A 19,092-nucleotide genomic window follows, 5' to 3' on the forward strand; every position below is an offset into this window, starting at 1 on the left:
AAAAACCTTCTACTGCAACGCTAACCTAACCCCAGGTAACCACGGGGGTTGCAGCACTGAAATCAACCGTTGGCGCTTTTGCGTTCTTCTTGTCGGTGTTGCCAAAGTCGCTCGCGGTGTTTCCGAAGCCCCAAACGACTTCGCCTTCGACGGTCTGGCCGTCCTGGACGAAACTTGCTGTGATCTTGGTTGCAAAATGAGCTGAGGTCGACAGCAACAACGGGTCGGTGAGGACCTGTTCAGGAACCATGGTATCCAGTTCACTCTGACCCTCCGGCGTCAGTGTCCGGGTCACAGTGCCAGCGACCACGGTTTCACCGCTGTCGAGAGTGGTCGGAATGTCGATGCCGCAGGGACTGGAGGCTTCTTTTGAGGCCAGACACTCGGTGAGAGAGACGGATACCAGGGAACGGAAACTGTCGATGGCCGTTTGAGTGAGCTCCATCTCAATATCTTCCAGGATCTGCGCATCTTCGGAGTTGGCGATGATGAATTCGGTTTCACCTACGAGTTCGTAGTAGGGAGTGTCGAGCGCGATTTCATATGCACCAGGCAAGAGGTGGACAAACTCAAGATCTGAAACCTTGACCCCGTTCACAGAGACTCCGCCCAGCTTTGCAATACGCGAGTCAACCGAAATCAAAAGGGTGGTCGCATCGGCGATGTGCCAAACCTCCTCATCGAAGCCAGAGACCTCGAACTCCTTGGAGGCCGTGACGTCTCCGAGCATAAAGGTGGCTTCCACCATCTTGTTGCCGCCAGAAGCGCCCTCACCCGAATCGCTTATCTTGACCGCGACATTGGTAATGGGTGCGAGTTCGAGGGACCTGTCAAGTACGGCCTGGCTGAGCAACGGGTCCGTGAGGTCGACTCCCGTGTGCTCCAGAGCACGTTCCACGTCTCCCGCTGCAAGCGCGTCAAAGTAGGACTCAACGGCCGTGATCGCGGCCGCATCCGAGACCGTGCCGCTGGGAGCGGAAACGGCACCGTAAACCTTGAGAGCGACAATCAGTAACAGCGGGATCCCCACCACCACAGACCCAACGATGATGCCAATGCGTGCGCCAAGAGAGAGTTTCTTCTTGGGCTGGGACTGCGGATTGGGCTGGGACTGCGGGAGCTGCGCGGGAACTTCCGGTTGTTCCTCGCTGCTTGGCGCCACCGCACTCTCCGGTTCAGGAACAGTGCCGACAGAGGTGTAGTACAGGTGCTCGCTCCAGAATCCGCTAGCTCCGGTAACCTCGTCGGCCAGAGATTCAGCGTTCTGCTGCAAGTCACTCAGATCCGGGTGCTGGGCCGAAGCGTAGCTTCGGTCCGAATTGAGTTGAGCTTCAGCTGCATCTTCCGCGAAATCATGAGTGATCTCGGCGTGTTCTAAAACAAAGTAGGACCCGTGGTTGATGGCCGCAGCAAGTGCTGCGCGGGCCCGCTCGATTTGCTCCTGAACCTGCGAAGTGTTGGGTAGTGCGGCAAAGGCCTGTTCCAGGTTTTCGATCCCCTGGCGTGCGTTTCCCACGATGCACCGAGCCGGCGGCCAGCCGTCTTCTGGGTCACTCGATCCGATGAGTGACGGATACTCAACAGGATCACCACTGACCAGCAGCGTGTGGAGCAGCGGAACGTCGTAATTGTTTTCGTGCACGCCCCGAACTAAGGGCAGGGGTTCGCCTTCCTCGGGAAGTCGATCGATGATGTAGAGGTAGCTGCGGTTTGCCATCTTCGGGGCTACGCGAACCAGAGTGCGAGCTCGCGCTCGGCCGACAGGGTTGAGTCGGAACCGTGCACGATGTTCTGTGTGACGGCGGCACCCCAGTCGCGGCCGAGATCACCGCGGATCGTGCCGGGGGCAGCCACCGTGGGATCGGTGGCGCCCGCGAGCGAGCGGAAGCCTTCAATGACGCGGTTGCCCGAGGCGCGCACGGCAACAACCGGGCCCGACGCCATAAACTCGACGAGCGGGCCAAAGAACGGCTTGCCGGCGTGCTCCTCGTAGTGCTCCTCAAGCAGCTCACGGCTCGCGTTCACCATGCGCAGATCAACGATCTTGTAGCCCTTCGCCTCGATGCGCCGCAAGACCTCTCCGGTGAGTCCGCGCGCGACACCGTCGGGCTTGACCAGGATCAGAGTTTCTTCGGTCGACATATTGCTCCTCGGCTCGTCAAAAGTCAGATGGGGTATCCCCCGACGTTCAAGCCTAGCCTGAGTTACGGTCTCAAACTGACTGCTCCGCGATCCAGCGCGCGCGGTCGCGATCCAGCTGAGTGCCCTTCACCATGCAGAACACCCACAGCGCCGTAAACAGCACCCCTACAACGAGCGCCATCGGCAGGATGATCGCAGAGGCGAGCATCAGCGCGTGCACCGCCCACCCCAGGTAAATGCCCACCTTGCCGCGGCGCATGATCCCGAGCGCAACGATGATGACGAGGGCGAGGCCACCGCCGAGATACAGGCCGATCTCGCGCGGCTCGGTGATGCCGAGCCCGAAAATCGTGAGGCCGATTAGCACGACGATGATCAGCTCGAAACCGAGCACGATCGATGCGAGCGCGCGCTGGGTTGAGCGTTGCCCGCTTCCGGCACCAGAAACGCGCAGCGCAGCGTTGTGGGCGCGCTCCTCAGAGGGCGAGAGCACCAGCTCTTCGTTCGGCTCGTTCACATTGCTCACGCGATCCCCCACCCTTCGCTGCGAGAGAAGGCGATTGCCTCGCCCGCCAACAGCACTGATCCAACAACGAGCACGGCGCGTCCATCCGCGCCCCCTGCCCAGGCTCTTGCCGCGTCAAGCGCCTCGGGAAGCGAGTGCGCCACTTCGATGAGCGTGTCAGGGATCGCCGAAGATGCGAGTTCGAACAGCGCCTCGCCGTCGAGTGTGCGCGCAGAATCGACGGGGGTCACAGTGACCTGATGTGCGATGGGGGCGAGAGCGGCGAGCACACTCGCGGCGTCTTTCTCCGCGAGCACCCCGACCACAAGCGCAAGCTCCTCAAAATTGAACGATTCGGTGACCGCTTCGACGAGCGCACGGGCACCGTGCGGGTTGTGTGCGGAATCGACATACACGACCGGATCGTTGCCGATGAGCTGCAGACGGCCAGGCGAGGTCAGCTGACCAAGCCCCTCATCGAGAACTTCCTCGGGCACCGGTCGTTCCGAACCGAAGAACGCTTCGACCGCGGCGATAGCAAGGGTGATGTTCTCCGCCTGGTGCTTGCCGTGCAGCGGCACAAACGCGGGATCGTAGTTCTGACCTGTGGCGCTGACGACACCGATCTGGCGACCGCCTACGGCGAGGCGATCCTCGGCGAGACGGAAATCGCGGCCCTGTACGAGGAGGCGGGCCTGGTGCTTCGCCGCTGCGGCCTCAATTTCTGTGAGAGCGGCCGGATCCTGCACCGCGGTCACCACGGTGCAGCCGGGCTTGATAATGCCAGCCTTGGTGCGCGCGACCGTTGCAATGTCGCGGCCCAGGATCTCGGTGTGATCGAGATCGATCGGGGTGAACACCGCGACTTCGGCATCGACGATGTTGGTCGCATCCCACTCGCCGCCCATGCCGACCTCGATCACGGCGACCTCTACGGGGGCATCCGCGAAGATCGTGAAACCGAGCACCACAAGTGCCTCGAAGAAGGTGATCGGGCCGTGGCCAGCCGCCACAAGCTCGGCGTCGACGACCTGCAGAGGAAGTTGCAGCTCTTCCCAGGCGGCAGCGAGCACGTCTGCGTTGACCGGTTCACCATCGAGTTGAAAGCGCTCGGAGAAGTCGATGAGGTGCGGGCTCGTGAAGAGCCCGGTGCGCAGACCGTGCGCGCGCAGCAGCGACTCGATGGCGCGGCTTGTTGAGGTCTTGCCATTGGTGCCTGCGACCTGCACGACGGGAAAGGAGAGTTGCGGCGACCCCGCCAGCTCAGCGAGCCGGCGCACCGGATCGATGCGCGGCCGCGGGTTCGCTTCGCCGGTGCGCTCCAGCAGGGCTTCGTAGACGCGGGCGGCGGAATCGTTGCCGCTCGCTTCGCCGATCATGTGACTGTTCACCTGGTTACTCCCCCGACTTATTGCTGGCATCGATTGTGATCGTGAGGGGGCCTTCTCGGTCCCGAGCGCAGCTGCGGTTGACAGGAACACTTCGCCGTCGATGCTGCGATCCGCGACCCCCTCAAGGGCGGCGGCGTCCTCGCTGCCCTCGACCGCAATCGCGGTGGCCAGCGTCTCCGCCGCGATGAGCTCCGAGAAACTTTCCAGCGCGGACGCGTGTTCCGGCGCCGCGACCAGCGCGAGTACGATCCGGTCACTCACCTCAAGACCCGCGTTCTTGCGGGCTTCCTGAACCGCGCGGATCGCGTCACGCGCAATGCCCTCGGCCTCGAGCTCCGGGGTGGTCGCGGTCTCGAGCAGCACAAAGCCACCGCCCGGGATCAGCGCGAGCGCCGGTCGCTCTGAGGGTTTCGACTCGCCTTCGGCTCGCTCAACCGGCGTGGATCCACCCACGTTCAACGTCAATTCGTACTCGTGCGGTTCCAGCGTGATGCCGCCCGCGGTAACAACCCCGTCGGTTTCGCTCCAGTCACCGGACTTCGCAGCCTTAATGGCCTGCTGTACCTGCTTGCCGAGGCGCGGACCTGCCGCGCGGGCGTTGACCGCGAGCGTGTGCACGATGCCGTGATCCGCCGCGCTCGATGCTGTCTGCTGCACGAGCTCAACCGCCTTCACATTCAGCTCCTCGCGCAGAATGTCTGCGAAAGGTTCAAGCGCGTCTGGCCGGGCGGTGACAACGGTGAGTGTTGCGAGCGGCAGGCGGACGCGGAGCCTGCGAGCCTTGCGCAGAGAGAGCGCGTGCGAGGTGATCTGGCGTAGCTCGTCCATGGCGGCGACGAGCTCAGGGTCGCTCGGGAACTCGGCCGCGTCGGGCCAGTCCGTGAGGTGCACGGACCGGCCGCCGGTGAGCCCGCGCCAGAGTTCCTCGGTGACGAGCGGGGCCATCGGCGCTGCGACGCGCGCTACGGTTTCGAGCACGGTGTAGAGCGTGTCGAAGGCCTGGCGGTTTGTGGGCTTGCCGGTGGCGCCCTGCGTGCCCTCCCAGAAGCGGTCGCGGGATCGCCGCACGTACCAGTTGGTGAGCACGTCGGCGTAGGCGCGCAGCGACTCGGCCGCGGAGGTGGTGTCGAGACCCGCGAGATGGCCCTCGACCTCGCGCACGAGATCGCCGGTTTTCGCGAGAATGTAGCGGTCGAGCGGGTCGGTGGAGTCGGTGCGTCGCTCGGCGGACAGATTGTCTGCGTTGGCGTAGAGGCTGAAGAAATACCAGGTGCTCCACAGCGGCAGAATGAACTGCCGCACGCCCTCTCGGATCCCTTCTTCGGTGACGATCAGGTTGCCGCCGCGAACCACAGGTGACGCCATCAGGAACCACCGCATGGCGTCCGAGCCGTCGCGGTTGAAGACCTCGTTGACATCCGGATAGTTCCGCAGCGACTTCGACATCTTGTTGCCGTCGGAGCCGAGCACGATGCCGTGGCTAATGACGTTCTTGAACGCCGGGCGATCAAACAGCGCCGTGGCAAGCACGTGCTGCACGTAGAACCAGCCGCGGGTCTGCCCGATGTACTCCACGATGAAGTCGGCAGGCTGGTGTGTATCGAACCAGTCCTGGTTTTCGAAGGGGTAGTGTGCCTGAGCGAAGGGCATCGATCCCGAATCAAACCACACGTCGAGCACATCTTCGATGCGCCGCATGGTCGATGCACCGCTGGGATCGTCGGGGTTCGGTCGAGTCAGCTGATCGATGTAGGGGCGGTGCAGGTCGATCTCGCCGGACTCGTTGCGCGGCAGTTCACCGAAGTCGGCCTCGAGTTCAGCGACGGAACCGTAGACATCGACGCGCGGGTAGTCGGGGTTGTCGCTCTTCCACACCGGGATCGGGCTGCCCCAGAAGCGGTTGCGGCTGATGGACCAGTCGCGAGCGCCCTCAAGCCACTTGCCAAACTGGCCGTGCTTCACGTTTTCCGGCACCCAGGTGATCTGCTCGTTGGTTTCGAGCATCCGATCCTTCAGCTCGGTGACGCGCACGAACCAGCTGGATACCGCCTTGTAGATCAGCGGGTTGCGGCAGCGCCAGCAGTGCGGGTACGAGTGCACGTAGCTCTGCTCGCGGAGCAGGCGCTGCGATTCCTTGAGCATGCGGATCAGCGGCCGGTTGGCGTCCATCCAGAGTTCGCCGGCGACGTCGGGAACCGCGCCCACGAAGCGTCCGCCCTCATCAAGGCTGACGATCGTCGGGATGCCTGCGGCCGTCGCGAGCCGCTGATCGTCTTCACCGTAGGCCGGGGCCTGATGCACGATACCGGTGCCGTCGCTGGTGGAAACGTAGTCGTCGACAAGGATCTGCCAGGCCTGAGCTGTGCCCCAGGTTTCGGTGTCGGCGTAGTAGTCGAACAGGCGCTCGTAGCGCACACCCGCGAGTTCTGCGCCCCGGATCGTGCGGGTCACCGCCGCAGTGGCTTCTTCGGCGGACGCGTAGCCGAGATCCTTGGCGTGGTTGCCGACGAGGTCGACGGCGAGGAGATACTGCGTCTCGTTCGCGACTCCCCCATCGGCCGCGCCCTCGGGCCCGGCGGGCAGGATTGCGTACTCGATCTCGGGACCCACCGCGAGCGCGAGGTTCGTTGGCAACGTCCAGGGTGTGGTCGTCCAGGCGAGCGCGCGGGCCCCTTCGATCCCGAGCTCTTTGGCCTTGCCCCCTTCGAGCGGGAAGGTCACAGTGACCGAGGGATCCTGACGCATCTGGTAGACGTCGTCGTCCATGCGCAGCTCGTGGTTTGAAAGCGGTGTCTCGTCGCGCCAGCAGTAAGGCAGGATCCGCGATCCCTCGTAAGCGAGGCCCTTGTCGTAGAGGCGTTTGAACGCCCAGATGACGCTCTCCATGTAGTCGAGGTTGAGGGTCTTGTAATCGTTTTCGAAGTCGACCCAGCGGGCTTGGCGGGTGACGTATTCTTCCCATTCGCGGGTGTACTGCAGCACCGACTCGCGTGCCTTCTCGTTGAACGCGGCGACGCCCATCTCTTCGATCTCGGTCTTCTCGGTGATGCCGAGCTGCTTCATCGCTTCGAGCTCTGCCGGGAGACCGTGCGTGTCCCACCCGAAACGCCGTTCGACCTTTTTGCCGAGCATCGTCTGGAAGCGCGGGAAGACGTCCTTCGCGTAGCCGGTCAGCAGGTGGCCGTAGTGCGGCAGGCCGTTTGCGAAGGGAGGGCCGTCGTTGAAGACCCATTCCTCAGCCGTGTCACGCTGGCGGATCGACTCGCGGAAGGTGTCGTCTGCGGCCCAGAACGCGAGCACGCGCTCTTCCATCTCGGGGAGCTTGGGTGACGGGCTGACGCCGAACGCTGCGCCCACGTGCGCTACGTGTTCGGCGGGCTGGGCCTGATCGCTCGCTGCGCCTGTCGACTGCTGGGGGTATGACATGGGCTTCCTTCGGTTCCGGCGTTTCTGCTTAAGCTGCTGATCTTCTTAAGTTTCTGCCGGGACGAGGGTTGTCTGGCTCTTGCCGTCAACTCCCGCGGTACCACCCCGCTTGCGCGCCCGATCCTGCGTGATATTGCTACAGAATCGCGGTGCGCCACTTCCTTTGGCTGTCACGGGCCGTGCCCGCCTGGGTCTAATGGGCTTTCGCGCGAGTTTCCTCGCAGGATCGCTGTTCTTCCAGGAACTCCCCATTGATAGTGGATCGTCGTCTCTAGTGAGCGATCTTAGCGCAGTTGGGCAGGAGTTGTCTCCGCTCGGTATCTGTTCTGACGCGGCCCGCCCACGTCGTCCTGAGCGAACGCCCTGTGGCGTGTGCGCGGATGGTTCTTATGGGTCGGGATAAGAACGAATTGCGCACACACCGAACTGGAGGCGGGAGGATATATGGAGTCTTACACTGAAACAACATACTCATCTCGCGCCAGAGGAGGCCCACCCATGAACGAGTCAGCATTCCCCACACCGGAGATCAAGGAAATGCCAGAAATGCATCTCGTGGTGGTCAGGGAAAAAGTTGCGATGTCTGACATTCCAAGCCTCTACGACCGCGCGTATCCAACAATCTTTGGAACTCTTGGCGCGGCTGGAATCGCGCCGGTTGCGCCACCTATGGGCGTATTCCATGGCGAACCGGGCGGCGTGCTTGACCTATCAGTCGCGGTGCCGGTCGCAGAGCCCTTTGCTGACACCGTCGAAGTGACGGGCGAGACGCTTCCCGCGGCGCGCGTTGCGACCATGATGGTGCATGGTGACTTCAGTCATTTGGCTCCGGCCTACGAGCATCTCGGCAGATGGGTTACGGAGCAGGGACTCGAAGCTGCGGGCATTGCTTGGGAGCAGTACCTCACCGAGCCCAAGCCCGGAGGCGATCCAGCACTGAATGAGACTCTGATCGCGGTGCACCTCAAATAACGACTGATCGGGTGCGCCTCAGCTGAGCGGCGTGATTCCCGGTAAACTAGCCGAATTGACCATCAGGCACTAGAGCACTCATACGGTTGCTCACTGACGCGGTGCCGCCCACATCGAACCCCACGGAGCACACGCATGAGCGCGATTCCTGACAAGCCGGCACTCGAAGGCCTCGAATCTAAGTGGGGGGCGGTCTGGGAAGAGCAGGGCACCTACGCTTTCGCCCGTGAAGGTGCGGCCCGCGATGACGTCTACAGCATCGATACTCCCCGCCGACAGCTTCCGGATCGCTGCATGTCGGCCACGTTTTTTCCTACACGCACACCGACACGGTCGCGCGTTTCCAGCGCATGCGCGGCAAGCGCGTCTTCTACCCGATGGGCTGGGACGACAACGGCCTGCCCACCGAGCGTCGCGTGCAGAACTACTACGGCGTGCGCTGCGATCCCTCACTCCCCTACATTGAGGGTTTTGTGCCCCCGCACGATGGTGGCGAGGGCAAGAGCATTAAGGCCGCGGATCAGCAGCCGATCTCGCGCCGCAACTTCATTGAGCTGTGCGAACGACTGACCGTTGAAGACGAAAAGCAGTTCGAGGATCTGTGGCGCACGCTCGGTCTGTCCGTCGACTGGACGCAGACGTATCGCACGATCGGTGCAGATTCCCTGCGCGCTTCGCAGCTTGCCTTCCTCCGCAACATCGAGCGCGGCGAGGCCTACCAGGCGCAGGCTCCCACCCTCTGGGATGTCACCTTCCGTACCGCGGTGGCCCAGGCCGAACTGGAAGATCGGGATCAGCCCAGCGCGTACCACACGCTCGCGTTCCACAAGAGCGATGGCAGCGGCGACATCCTGATCGACACGACGCGCCCCGAACTCCTCGCGGCGTGTGTGGCACTCGTGGCGCACCCCGATGACGAGCGCTACAAGCCGCTCTTCGGATCCACCGTGCGCACTCCCCTGTTCGATGTTGAGGTGCCGATCCTCGCCCACCATCTTGCGCAGCAGGACAAGGGCACCGGCATCGCAATGATCTGTACCTTCGGCGACGTGACTGACGTAGTGTGGTGGCGTGAGCTGAACCTGCCTAACCGAGCGATCCTCGGCTTTGACGGCCGCGTCCTCTCGGAGGCTCCCGAGGCCATCACCAGCCCACAGGGCCGTGACGCCTACGCGCAGATCGCGGGCAAGACCGTCTTCAGTGCCAAGCAGACCATGGTCGAACTGCTGCAGGCCTCCGGTGAACTGCAGGGCGAGATCCGCAAGATCACTCACCCCGTCAAGTTCTTCGAGAAGGGCGACAAGCCTCTTGAGATCGTCTCGACGCGCCAGTGGTACATCAAGAACGGCGCACGCGACGAGGCGCTGCGGGAGCGGCTGCTCGCGCACGGTCGTGAGCTCGAGTGGCATCCGGACTTCATGCGGGTTCGCTACGAGAACTGGGTCGAAGGTCTCGCAGGCGACTGGCTGATCTCGCGTCAGCGCTTCTTCGGGGTGCCGATTCCGGTGTGGTACCCGCTCGATGCCGAGGGCAACCCGGTGTTTGATCAGCCGATCCTGCCCGCTGTCGAGCAGCTGCCGGTTGATCCCTCGAGCGATGTTCCCGCGGGATACACCGAGGATCAGCGCGGCCAGGCGGGCGGCTTCCAGGGCGAGGTCGACGTCATGGACACCTGGGCAACCTCGTCGCTGACCCCGCAGCTTGCTGGCGGCTGGGAGCGCGATGCTGAACTCTACGACCTCGTGTTCCCCTTCAGTTTGCGCCCGCAGGGACAGGACATCATTCGGACCTGGCTGTTTTCGACGCTGCTGCGTTCGGAACTCGAATCGGGTCAGCTGCCCTGGCAGCACGCGGGGGTGTCAGGTTGGATCCTCGACCCCGACCGCAAGAAGATGTCGAAGTCAAAGGGCAACGTGGTGACCCCGGCCGGTATGCTCGCGCAGCACGGCTCCGATGCGGTCCGCTACTGGGCGGCTTCGGCGAAGCTCGGCACGGACGCCTCGTTTGATCCGCAAAACCCGACGCAGATCAAGATTGGTCGCCGCCTCGCGATCAAGCTGCTCAATGCGGCGAAGTTCACCCTCGGTTTTGACGCGAGCGGTGCAGGGTCCGTGACCGAGGCGCTTGACCGTTCGATGCTCGCCGGCCTCGCAGGCGTGATCGAGCGCGCGACAGCTGCCTTTGAATCCTACGACCATGCCAAGGCGCTCGAAGTCACCGAATCTTACTTCTGGACCTTCTGCGACGACTACCTTGAAATGGTGAAGGAGCGGGCTCACAGCGGGAGCGGGCAGGCTCAGGCTTCGGCCGTGACGGCCCTGCGTACCGCGCTTTCGGTCTTCGTCCGCTTGTTTGCCCCCTTCATTCCTTACGCCACAGAAGAGGTGTGGTCTTGGTTTGGTGACGGGTCGGTTCATCTCGCCGCGTGGCCGGAGTCAAGCGAGGCACAGGATCTCGCTGGTGCGGATGCAGACACTGGGCTGCTGGGGCTGGCGGGCACCGCTCTCGCCGGGATTCGAGGTGCGAAAACTGCGGCCAAGGCATCGCAGAAGACCCAGGTAGTCCTGGCTGTAGTGCACGCCCCTGCCGGAGATAGTGAGAGGTTGAAACTCGCAGCCGCCGATCTTTCTCTCGTTGGTCGCGTCACCGAGCTGCGGATCGAATCCGCCGACGTCGCTGAGCCCGTGATCGCCGAGATTCAGCTCGAGACTGTCGCTACCGAAGGCACAGGAGCCTAGCCGTGCAAATGGGCGCGCGTTGGCGGGTCGGTGAATCACCACACCGTGCGGTGCCCGCGTCGCTGTACGAGACTGTCCGCGAACAGGAGGCGCGCTTCCCGGAGGCACACTCCTGGACGCTGACTTGGCTAGAGGGTCGGCCCAGGCTTGCCCTCGACGATCTCGTCCTTGTGGCCGTCGATGGTCAGGGCGGGGTGACTGTGACTGAAGAAACGGCGGGCAACCGCGAGGTCTTGAATCAGGAAGAAAACGATGAAGACGATGATGACTGGCTCAACTAGCAAGCGAGCGAGCCGCGCGGCCGCGATCCTCATGGGCGTGGTGCTCGCGGCATCACTCGCCTCCTGTGCCCCCGAGCCGGGAGAAGACATTGCGGGGGCCCCTTCGAAGGGTGGGGAACCGAACTCCGAGAGCTGGTCCGCCGAAAACCCCGCGGAAGTGAGCCAGAAGAAGACCGAGTTGCCGGCGTCTTTTCCGGAGACCGCGTTTGTGATCCCGAAGGACGCCGTCATTGACGACACTGGTGAGCGCTCGGAGACCAGCTGGTTTGTGGTGTTACGTGCCGAAGACATCGATGCTGGCGCGGCGCTCTGGGCTCAGGTGATCAACCTCGGCGGGTTCACTGCGAGCGACGAAGCCACCGGCGAGAACGGTGAGACTTTGGCAACGCTCACCAACGCGACGCTCGTAGTGAATGCGCTCATGATCCCGCAGGAGGACGATACCGTGCTGCTGAGCTACGATATTTCGCAATTCTAGAGTCTGGACTGGGGCAGCGGAGAAGGGACTAAGCGCTCCGCTCGCGCCCGCCCCGCGCCTGGAGTACGCGCGGAGGAGCCTCCCCGAGCACAGACTCGCGGGTGACGATCACCTTCGTGATGTCGCCATTTGAAGGCACGTCGAACATCACCGGCTGCAGCACACCCTCAAGGATGGCCCGCAAGCCACGCGCACCGGTCTTCTTCGAGACGGCAAGCTCGGCAATCGTTTCGAGCGCCGCGTCTTCGAATTCAAGGCCGACCCCGTCGATTTCGAACATGCGTTGATACTGCTTTACAAGCGCGTTCTTCGGTTCGGTGAGGATCCGGGTGAGTGCCGTCACATCGAGCGGATCAACAGTAGCCACGACGGGCAAGCGGCCAATAAACTCAGGAATTAAGCCAAACTTGTGGAGGTCTTCCGGCTGGACCTGAGCAAACAGCTCCTCTTCGTTGCGTTTGCTGTTGACAGGAGCCCCGAAGCCGATGCCCCCTTCCCGAGACGGGATCCGATGATCTCCTCTAAGCCAGCGAAGGCACCAGCAACGATGAAGAGCACGTTGGTGGTATCGATCTGGATGAACTCCTGGTTCGGATGCTTGCGGCCGCCCTGGGGTGGGATCGAGGCGACGGTCCCTTCGAGAATCTTGAGCAGTGCCTGCTGCACGCCCTCACCCGACACGTCGCGGGTAATCGATGGGTTCTCTGCCTTGCGTGAGATCTTGTCAATCTCGTCGATGTAAATGATCCCGGTTTCGGCGCGCTGCACATCGAAATCGGCGGCCTGCAGCAGTTTCAGGAGAATGTTTTCGACGTCTTCGCCGACATAGCCGGCCTCGGTGAGGGCTGTCGCGTCGGCCACCGCGAAGGGAACTCCAAGCTGACGTGCGAGCGACTGCGCAAGATACGTCTTTCCACAGCCAGTGGGCCCAATGAGGAGGATGTTCGACTTGGCGATCTCCACCTGCTCCGACGCCGCCTCTGCCGAGGTAAGCGTGCTGAGTGCCCGGACTCGCTTGTAGTGATTGTAGACCGCTACAGCGAGCGACTGCTTTGCGCGATCCTGCCCGATGACGTACTGATCGAGGAAATCGGAGATCTCACGGGGCTTGTGTAGCGTGAAGTCTGAAGACTCGGCAGTCTGGTTCTCAGCGAGACGCTCTTCGATGATCTCGTTACAGAGAGCTACACACTCGTCGCAAATGTAGATCTGCGGACCCGCGATGAGCTGCTGCACCTGCTTTTGTGATTTGCCGCAGAAGGAGCACTTGAGCACTTCGTTGCTCTCGCCGATCTTTGACATCCGGTGGCTCCTTCGTGCTCTTCGAGGCGATTCTCAAGTAAAAATCTCTCATTCGAGATTAGCTCTACCCGCCGACATTCACCGGCGACGCGCCGCGGGCCCGGCTGGCACTGCACCAACCCGAGGCCCGCGATCCACTATGGCGCAATAACCGCCTGAGGATTCTTGCGACTTGTCAAAACCTGGTCGACGAGACCGTACTCGAGCGCTTCTGCGGCGCTCAGGATCTTGTCGCGATCTATGTCCGTGTGCACTTCTTCGAGGGTTCGCTTGGAGTGCTTGGAAAGGGTCTCCTCAAGCCATTCACGCATGCGCATAATCTCGGCTGCCTGGATCTCGATGTCTGAGGCTTGGCCGTGGCCTGCTTGCCCCGTCGAGGGCTGGTGGATCAGCACGCGGGCGTTGGGAAGCGCGAGACGCTTACCGGGGCTTCCGCCTGCGAGTAGCACAGCCGCGGCCGACGCTGCCTGGCCAAGGCACACCGTTTGCACGTGGGGGCGGATGTACTGCATCGTGTCGTAGATCGCCGTCATTGCGGTGAACGAGCCACCGGGCGAGTTGATATACATGGTGATATCGCGCTCGGGATCCTGGCTCTCAAGGACGAGTAGCTGTGCCATAACGTCGTCCGCCGAGGCATCGTCAACCTGCACACCGAGGAAGATGATGCGATCCTCGAAAAGCTTGGCATAGGGATCCTGCCGCTTATATCCGTAAGCGGTTCGCTCCTCAAAGCTGGGGAGCACGTAGCGGGAATTGGGCATCTGCAGGCTCTGGCCGCCTGACTGGGGCATGAATTGGGTCATTGTTGGATCGCTTACTCTCTGTCCCGTTGCCTAGTTGTTGGTTCCGCCGCCGCCAACGACGTCAGCGGCGGAGTCACGGATGAAGTCCACGAAGCCGTAATCGAGCGCCTCCTGGGCAGTAAACCAGCGGTCGCGGTCGCCGTCTTCGTTGATCTGCTCGACGGTTTTGCCGGTCTGTGCGGCGGTGATCTCGGCCAGTCGGTTCTTCATCGAGGTGATGAGTTGCGCCTGAGTCTGAATGTCGCTGGCGGTGCCGCCAAAGCCCCCGTGCGGCTGGTGCAGGAGTACTCGCGCGTTCGGGGTGATGTAGCGCTTACCCTTGGTGCCGGCGGTGAGAAGGAACTGGCCCATCGAGGCCGCCATTCCGATCCCCACGGTCACAATGTCGTTCGGCACAAAAGACATCGTGTCGTAGATGGCCATACCGGCGGTGATCGAACCACCGGGCGAGTTGACGTAGAGATAAATATCAGCTTCAGGATCCTCTGCTGCAAGCAGCAGAATCTTGGCGCAGATCTCGTTGGCGTTGTCATCACGCACCTCGGATCCAAGCCAGATGATGCGATCCTTCAGCAGCCGATCAAACACGCTGTTTGGTGGCGTCTGTTCTGCCATGCGGAGCTCCATTCGTTGTTGCTTGATTCGAGGTTACCGACTTGCGGCCCGGGATATAGCCGTGTTCGCCCTGGGCGTTAGCTGAGCGCCAAACGCAGAGATCCCCCGCCCGGAGAAGGGCGAGGGATCTCTGCGTCACAGGAGTTACCGACTACTTAGATTCGGCTTCCTTAGCGGCAGTCTTCTTAGCGGGAGCCTTCTTTGCTGGGGCCTTCTTCGCGGCGGGCTTTTCAGCCGCCGCCTTCTTCGCCGGGGTCTTCTTGGCAACGGGCTTTTCAGCGGAGTCTTCCTTGGCCTGTGCCGGAGCCTTCTTGGCCGGTGCTTTCTTGGCTGGTGCCTTTTTTGTCGCAGGCTTCTTCTCGGCTGCCTCGGTTTCCTCGACGGTTTCCTCGGCCTCTTCCTCGGAATCAACCGCGGTGAACTCGCTCAGGTCGACGGCGTTGCCATCCTTGTCTACGACCTTTGCCTTACCAAGCGCAACGGCCATGGCCTTGTTGCGCGTGACCTCGCCGAGGATCACGCCCATCTGGTTGCCCTGGCTGATCGCCTGCAGGAACTCGGTGGGCTCCATGCCGTACTGCTGAGCCGACTGGAAGATGTACTGCGAGAGCTCGTTCTGCGTTGGCGTGACCTTTTCGGCCTCGACGATCGCGTCAAGCAGAAGCTGCAGCTGGATCTGCTTCTCCGAGGAGACACGAACCTCTGCGCGGTGCTCGTCATCCTCGAGACGACCTTCACTCTCAAGGTGACGGTGAACCTCTTCTTCGACGAGTTCCTCAGAAATCGGGATCTCCGCCTTCTCGATGAGAGTTTCGGTGAAGATGTCGCGAGCCTGCTGACCCTGCGCGAACACTGCGGCGCGTGAAACCTGATCCTTCAGGCTCTCGCGCAGTTCGGCGATCGTGTCGAACTCGCTTGCGAGCTGGGCAAACTCATCGTCAGCCTCGGGAAGCTCGCGCTCCTTGACCGCGGTGAGGGTGACCTCTACCTCCGCGTCCTGGCCCTCGTACTCGCCGCCGAGCAGCTGCGAGGAGAACGTGGTGGTCTCGCCAGCGGTGAGCGTCTCGATGGCCTCATCGGTGCCCTCGAGCAGGTTGCCCGCGCCAATCTCGTAGGAAACGCCGCTCGCCTGGTCGACGTCCTTGCCATCAATACGGGCGATCAAGTCGAGCTCAACAAAGTCGCCGGTCTTCGCGGGGCGCTCCACCGTAACAAGAGTGCCGAAGCGCTCGCGTAGCTTCGTCATCTCGGCTTCGACGGCGGCCTCGTCAATCACGGCGTTGTCGACGGTCACCTTGAGCCCGTCGTACTTCGGAAGCTTGAACTCGGGGCGAACCTCAACCTCGAAAACGAGCTCGAGCTCGCTCTTCGGATCCTTCACGTCCGCCCACTTGGCGACATCGGCAGTCGGGCGTCCCATCGGGCGCTCACCCGACTCGGCAAGCGCGCCCTGGTAAAAGTCGTCGAGCGAAGCGTTGACCGCTTCCTGCACAACAGCCTCGCGACCGACGCGCTGATCGATGATCGGTGCCGGCACCTTTCCCTTGCGGAAGCCGGGGATCGAAACCTGCTCTGAGATCGTCTTGTACGCCTGCTTGAGGTACGGTTCCAGCTCATCGAGCGTGAGTGTAACGCTCAGCTTCGCGCGGGTCGGAGTGAGCTTTTCAGCTGTCGTCTTCGGCAATTTGACCTCTCATGATCGTGCATCTGCTGGTGGCAGCCTGTCTCGGGCCGGATTGACCCTGGTCGGGGCGACAGGATTCGAACCTGCGACCTCCCGCTCCCAAAGCGGGCGCTCTAGCCAAGCTGAGCTACGCCCCGAAACCCTGAGGTTTCAGTGTTGTGGAGCACGCCTGCGCGCGCAACCTGAGCAAGTCTAGCCGAAACAAGCCGTGAAAATGTATTCGCCGACCCAAGTTGCCGCTGCTGCCCCGCCGACCCTGTGTCGGTGAGTGCCCACCAATCCCCGAGTGCCCACCCTAGCGACGCGTGGGTTCAGTGGGCGCTCGCCGGAAAGGTGGGCGTTCACCGTGTTGGTGCCGGATGTGGAGGAAGAAGTGGAGGGGATGAGGGAGCTCTGTTCAAAAACGAGTTCAAAATGCACTATGCTCGTTGAGGCGCGTTCTTCACTGAACGCTCCGGGGATGTAGCTCAATGGTAGAGCCTCAGTCTTCCAAACTGATTACGCGGGTTCGATTCCCGTCATCCCCTCCGAAATGCGTAAGGCCCCTGCAAAAGCTGGGGCCTTACGCATTTCCGGATGACAGGAATCGAACCCCGCAAGGGGCGCGGCCGCAAGAGAACGCGCAGCGTTCGACCCGGCCGCGGCGTGAGCGAAGCCGAAGGATGCGCGAGCGCGGTGGGTGCCGCGCCGCAGGCGCTGCGCACACGTCGATTCCCGTCATCCCCTCCACTTCGTTCCAGGTCTGAGACCGGGAATCGCGCGGAAAGTTGACGAGCGTCCCCCATCCTGACGAAATCCTCCCATCCGGGCGCAAGATTTCGGGAGAGTTTGTGGGACGATCGTCAGTATCGGGGACACTCGTGGCTAGGTGGAGACCCCGGCAGAGGTGCACCTACCCGAGCGCGTCGCGGTGGTTCGTGGTGTAGTCGAGATAGACCGCCGAGTTGTGGCGCACGGACTCGCGATCCGCGTCGGTGAGCGGGCGCACCACCCGGCCCGGGATCCCCGCCACCAAGGAATGGGGCGGGATCACGGCGCCCTGCGGCACGAGCGCCCCAGCGGCGACGAGGGATCCCTCCCCCACAACCGCGCCGCTCAGCACCGTCGCGCTCATGCCTATCAGGCAGCCGTTCTCCACCGTGGCGCCGTGCACAACGGCGTTGTGACCGATCGAGACGTCGTCTCCAATAACGGCCGGGTGGCCGCGGTGTGTGTGGATCACCACGCCGTCCTGAACGTTGCTGCGGGCCCCAATCGTGACACTGTCGGAGTCACCGCGCACCACCGCGTTGTACCAAACGCTGCTGTCTGCACCGATCCGCACACTGCCAACGACCACGGACCCCGGAGCCAGCCATACCGACTCGTGCAACTCAGGAGCGCCGTAGGGTGAAACCGGGCGCACGAGGGATTCTCTCGGAAACGACGTCATGGATTAACTTTGGCTCGTTTCAGTGCAGGAGACAAGTCAAGGCGCGGATCTAGCGAAGCTCGAACGAGAACGTTTGATCCGCCTCTGCTGTTACCAGTCGGACCTCGTAGCTCCCCACCCGCGGTGCGAAGAAATACTCACGAGTGCGTACGTCAACCAGCTCAGCTAGCTCGGCACCGTCCCACGAATAGGCGACCGCGCAGGCGTCTGTGCCGGTATGTCGGACTTCGAAGTATGCTGACTCCCCATTGACACCGGAACCTGTGAAAAGGAGTTGGCATGATCCGGCAGACACGGGCGCACGCGCAACCTCAACGGTCGTTGACGCCCGCTGATCAAGTGTCTCGGGATCTCCCTGGCGGGGCTCACCGTGTCCGGCGAATGAGCTGCTTAACGCTGCAGTGGCGACGGCTGCGGTGACAAGTCCGGTGGCCAGGCGCACGAGCGGGCGCTTCGCGAAAGCTGCGACAGCATTGGCCGGGGCCTGCCTTTGGATGGTGAAGAGGCCAAGAGCGGTGGGTGGGATGATGGCTGCGAACCGCGCCACCACGTTGGCGAGATTACGATCAGAACGCCTGCACGACAAGCAACTAGAAAGATGCTGCTCGTAGGCCTCCTTCGCTTTACCGCGAAGCGTTCCGTTCGCGCGCGCAGCAATCGTGGCCCGGTATTCTTCACACACGTACTCATCTGAGTCGCTGAGAACTTCGACGTAGCGCGCGCGCAGGCCTTTCCGTGCGCGCCGGTAGAGCAGGGTCGTCGCGCCGGGTGAGATGCCCATTGACTTTGCAACTTCGGAGGTGCGTTGCTTGTCGATCTCGCGCAGCCAGAGGACGGTTTGCCAGCGCTCGGGCAGAGCGCGGAACGCTTGGATGACGCCCCCGTCCTCTGGCTCTCCAACGTCGACCACGGGCTCTGCGAACTCTTCCAGGTCATCGACCAGGATTGAGCGTTTCGATTCTCTGCTCTGCCGGATCAGCGAGTTTCGAACGGCAGATCGGAGGTAGAGCCCCATTGAAACGGTGGGCCCGTTGCCGCGCTGAATGGCATCAACGACGTTGAGGAACGCTTCACTCACCGCGTCCTCCGCGTTGTCTGACGACGCTCCGGATCTCAGTGCGAATGCGACAGCAGCGCTGTAATGACGTTCGTACAGATCTTTGAGAGCCTCACGGTCGCCCGCACGAAAGCGCTCGAGTAGCGCCTGGTCGGTGCGAAACCACTCGGCCGCTGCTTCAGCGTCCTGAGCGCCTCGCTGCTGTTCTGTCATCTCTTCTCGTTCCCCCCTTGGGTAACCACGAAAGGGGCCACACAAATGTG

General features: G+C 62.4%; 12 protein-coding genes, 2 tRNA genes and 3 pseudogenes. 5 read left to right on the top strand and 12 right to left on the bottom strand.

The window, feature by feature from the left end:
* Positions 1–25 precede the first annotated feature (25 nt).
* The 5 genes and pseudogenes from G7067_RS08970 to ileS all read right to left on the bottom strand — a co-directional run.
* Positions 26–1,717 carry a DUF7822 domain-containing protein gene (locus tag G7067_RS08970; RefSeq protein ID WP_166323602.1) on the bottom strand — a complete coding sequence of 564 codons (1,692 nt, stop codon included), beginning with the start codon at positions 1,715–1,717 and terminating at the stop codon, positions 26–28.
* Between the two features lie 8 nt (positions 1,718–1,725).
* The gene (gene ndk / locus G7067_RS08975; protein ID WP_166323603.1) at positions 1,726–2,142 is read right to left on the bottom strand and encodes a nucleoside-diphosphate kinase; all 417 of its coding nucleotides are present in this window, start codon (positions 2,140–2,142) and stop codon (positions 1,726–1,728) included.
* Between the two features lie 70 nt (positions 2,143–2,212).
* A complete protein-coding gene (locus G7067_RS08980; protein ID WP_244301032.1) occupies positions 2,213–2,668 on the bottom strand; it encodes a DUF4233 domain-containing protein in 456 nt (151 codons plus the stop codon).
* Entirely contained in the window at positions 2,665–4,068 is a 1,404-nt protein-coding gene (locus G7067_RS14305; protein WP_341872884.1) for a bifunctional folylpolyglutamate synthase/dihydrofolate synthase, read from the bottom strand. Before G7067_RS14305 ends, G7067_RS08980 begins: the two co-directional genes overlap by 4 nt.
* Before the next feature lie 111 nt (positions 4,069–4,179).
* A pseudogene (gene ileS, locus G7067_RS08990) lies at positions 4,180–7,464 on the bottom strand (isoleucine--tRNA ligase); the annotation flags it as partial.
* A 498-nt stretch (positions 7,465–7,962) separates the two neighbouring features.
* Here ileS and G7067_RS08995 point away from each other — a divergent pair.
* The 4 genes and pseudogenes from G7067_RS08995 to G7067_RS09010 all read left to right on the top strand — a co-directional run bounded on the left by G7067_RS08995 (position 7,963) and on the right by G7067_RS09010 (position 11,933).
* A complete protein-coding gene (locus tag G7067_RS08995) occupies positions 7,963–8,436 on the top strand; it encodes a GyrI-like domain-containing protein (protein WP_166323605.1) in 474 nt (157 codons plus the stop codon).
* A gap of 135 nt (positions 8,437–8,571) precedes the next feature.
* Positions 8,572–11,174, top strand: a pseudogene (gene valS / locus G7067_RS09000) (valine--tRNA ligase).
* Between the two features lie 8 nt (positions 11,175–11,182).
* Positions 11,183–11,455, top strand: a complete 273-nt coding sequence (locus G7067_RS09005) for a Fe-S oxidoreductase (RefSeq protein WP_244301033.1) — start codon at positions 11,183–11,185, stop codon at positions 11,453–11,455.
* Positions 11,427–11,933, top strand: a complete 507-nt coding sequence (locus G7067_RS09010; RefSeq protein ID WP_166323607.1) for a hypothetical protein — start codon at positions 11,427–11,429, stop codon at positions 11,931–11,933. Before G7067_RS09005 ends, G7067_RS09010 begins: the two co-directional genes overlap by 29 nt.
* 28 nt (positions 11,934–11,961) lie before the next feature.
* On the opposite strand, the pseudogene clpX reads toward G7067_RS09010, so the two are convergent.
* The 5 genes and pseudogenes from clpX to G7067_RS09035 form a co-directional block, all read right to left on the bottom strand.
* Positions 11,962–13,235, bottom strand: a pseudogene (clpX, locus tag G7067_RS09015) (ATP-dependent Clp protease ATP-binding subunit ClpX).
* A 137-nt stretch (positions 13,236–13,372) separates the two neighbouring features.
* Positions 13,373–14,041 carry an ATP-dependent Clp protease proteolytic subunit gene (locus G7067_RS09020; protein WP_244301034.1) on the bottom strand — a complete coding sequence of 223 codons (669 nt, stop codon included), beginning with the start codon at positions 14,039–14,041 and terminating at the stop codon, positions 13,373–13,375.
* A gap of 30 nt (positions 14,042–14,071) precedes the next feature.
* A complete protein-coding gene (locus G7067_RS09025; RefSeq protein WP_166323608.1) occupies positions 14,072–14,656 on the bottom strand; it encodes an ATP-dependent Clp protease proteolytic subunit in 585 nt (194 codons plus the stop codon).
* A gap of 151 nt (positions 14,657–14,807) precedes the next feature.
* Positions 14,808–16,340: a trigger factor gene (tig, locus tag G7067_RS09030; RefSeq protein WP_166323609.1), complete on the bottom strand. Its 1,533-nt coding sequence runs from the start codon at positions 16,338–16,340 to the stop codon at positions 14,808–14,810.
* A 59-nt stretch (positions 16,341–16,399) separates the two neighbouring features.
* Positions 16,400–16,477: transfer RNA gene (locus G7067_RS09035), tRNA-Pro, on the bottom strand.
* A gap of 319 nt (positions 16,478–16,796) precedes the next feature.
* Between G7067_RS09035 and G7067_RS09040 the strand changes: the two genes are divergently transcribed.
* Positions 16,797–16,867 (top strand) — tRNA-Gly (locus G7067_RS09040).
* 365 nt (positions 16,868–17,232) lie between these two features.
* Here the strand turns inward: G7067_RS09040 and G7067_RS09045 are convergent.
* Together G7067_RS09045 and G7067_RS09050 are read right to left on the bottom strand one after the other, a co-directional pair.
* Entirely contained in the window at positions 17,233–17,772 is a 540-nt protein-coding gene (locus tag G7067_RS09045; protein WP_166323610.1) for a gamma carbonic anhydrase family protein, read from the bottom strand.
* A gap of 49 nt (positions 17,773–17,821) precedes the next feature.
* On the bottom strand, positions 17,822–19,042 hold the full coding sequence (locus G7067_RS09050) for a sigma-70 family RNA polymerase sigma factor (RefSeq protein ID WP_166323611.1): 1,221 nt from the start codon (positions 19,040–19,042) through the stop codon (positions 17,822–17,824).
* Between the last annotated feature and the right edge of the window lie 50 nt (positions 19,043–19,092).

The sequence above is a fragment of the Leucobacter insecticola genome, from assembly GCF_011382965.1.
GTDB lineage: Bacteria > Actinomycetota > Actinomycetes > Actinomycetales > Microbacteriaceae > Leucobacter > Leucobacter insecticola.

Excerpts from the sequence above, each read along its gene's own strand:
- G7067_RS08970 (WP_166323602.1), bottom strand. The coding sequence starts at position 1,717 with ATGGCAAACCGCAGCTACCTCTACATCATCGATCGACTTCCCGAGGAA.
- ndk (WP_166323603.1), bottom strand. The coding sequence starts at position 2,142 with ATGTCGACCGAAGAAACTCTGATCCTGGTCAAGCCCGACGGTGTCGCG.
- G7067_RS14305 (WP_341872884.1), bottom strand. The coding sequence starts at position 4,068 with ATGCCAGCAATAAGTCGGGGGAGTAACCAGGTGAACAGTCACATGATC.
- G7067_RS08995 (WP_166323605.1), top strand. The coding sequence starts at position 7,963 with ATGAACGAGTCAGCATTCCCCACACCGGAGATCAAGGAAATGCCAGAA.
- G7067_RS09005 (WP_244301033.1), top strand. The coding sequence starts at position 11,183 with ATGGGCGCGCGTTGGCGGGTCGGTGAATCACCACACCGTGCGGTGCCC.
- G7067_RS09010 (WP_166323607.1), top strand. The coding sequence starts at position 11,427 with ATGAAGACGATGATGACTGGCTCAACTAGCAAGCGAGCGAGCCGCGCG.
- G7067_RS09020 (WP_244301034.1), bottom strand. The coding sequence starts at position 14,041 with ATGACCCAATTCATGCCCCAGTCAGGCGGCCAGAGCCTGCAGATGCCC.
- G7067_RS09025 (WP_166323608.1), bottom strand. The coding sequence starts at position 14,656 with ATGGCAGAACAGACGCCACCAAACAGCGTGTTTGATCGGCTGCTGAAG.
- G7067_RS09045 (WP_166323610.1), bottom strand. The coding sequence starts at position 17,772 with ATGACGTCGTTTCCGAGAGAATCCCTCGTGCGCCCGGTTTCACCCTAC.
- G7067_RS09050 (WP_166323611.1), bottom strand. The coding sequence starts at position 19,042 with ATGACAGAACAGCAGCGAGGCGCTCAGGACGCTGAAGCAGCGGCCGAG.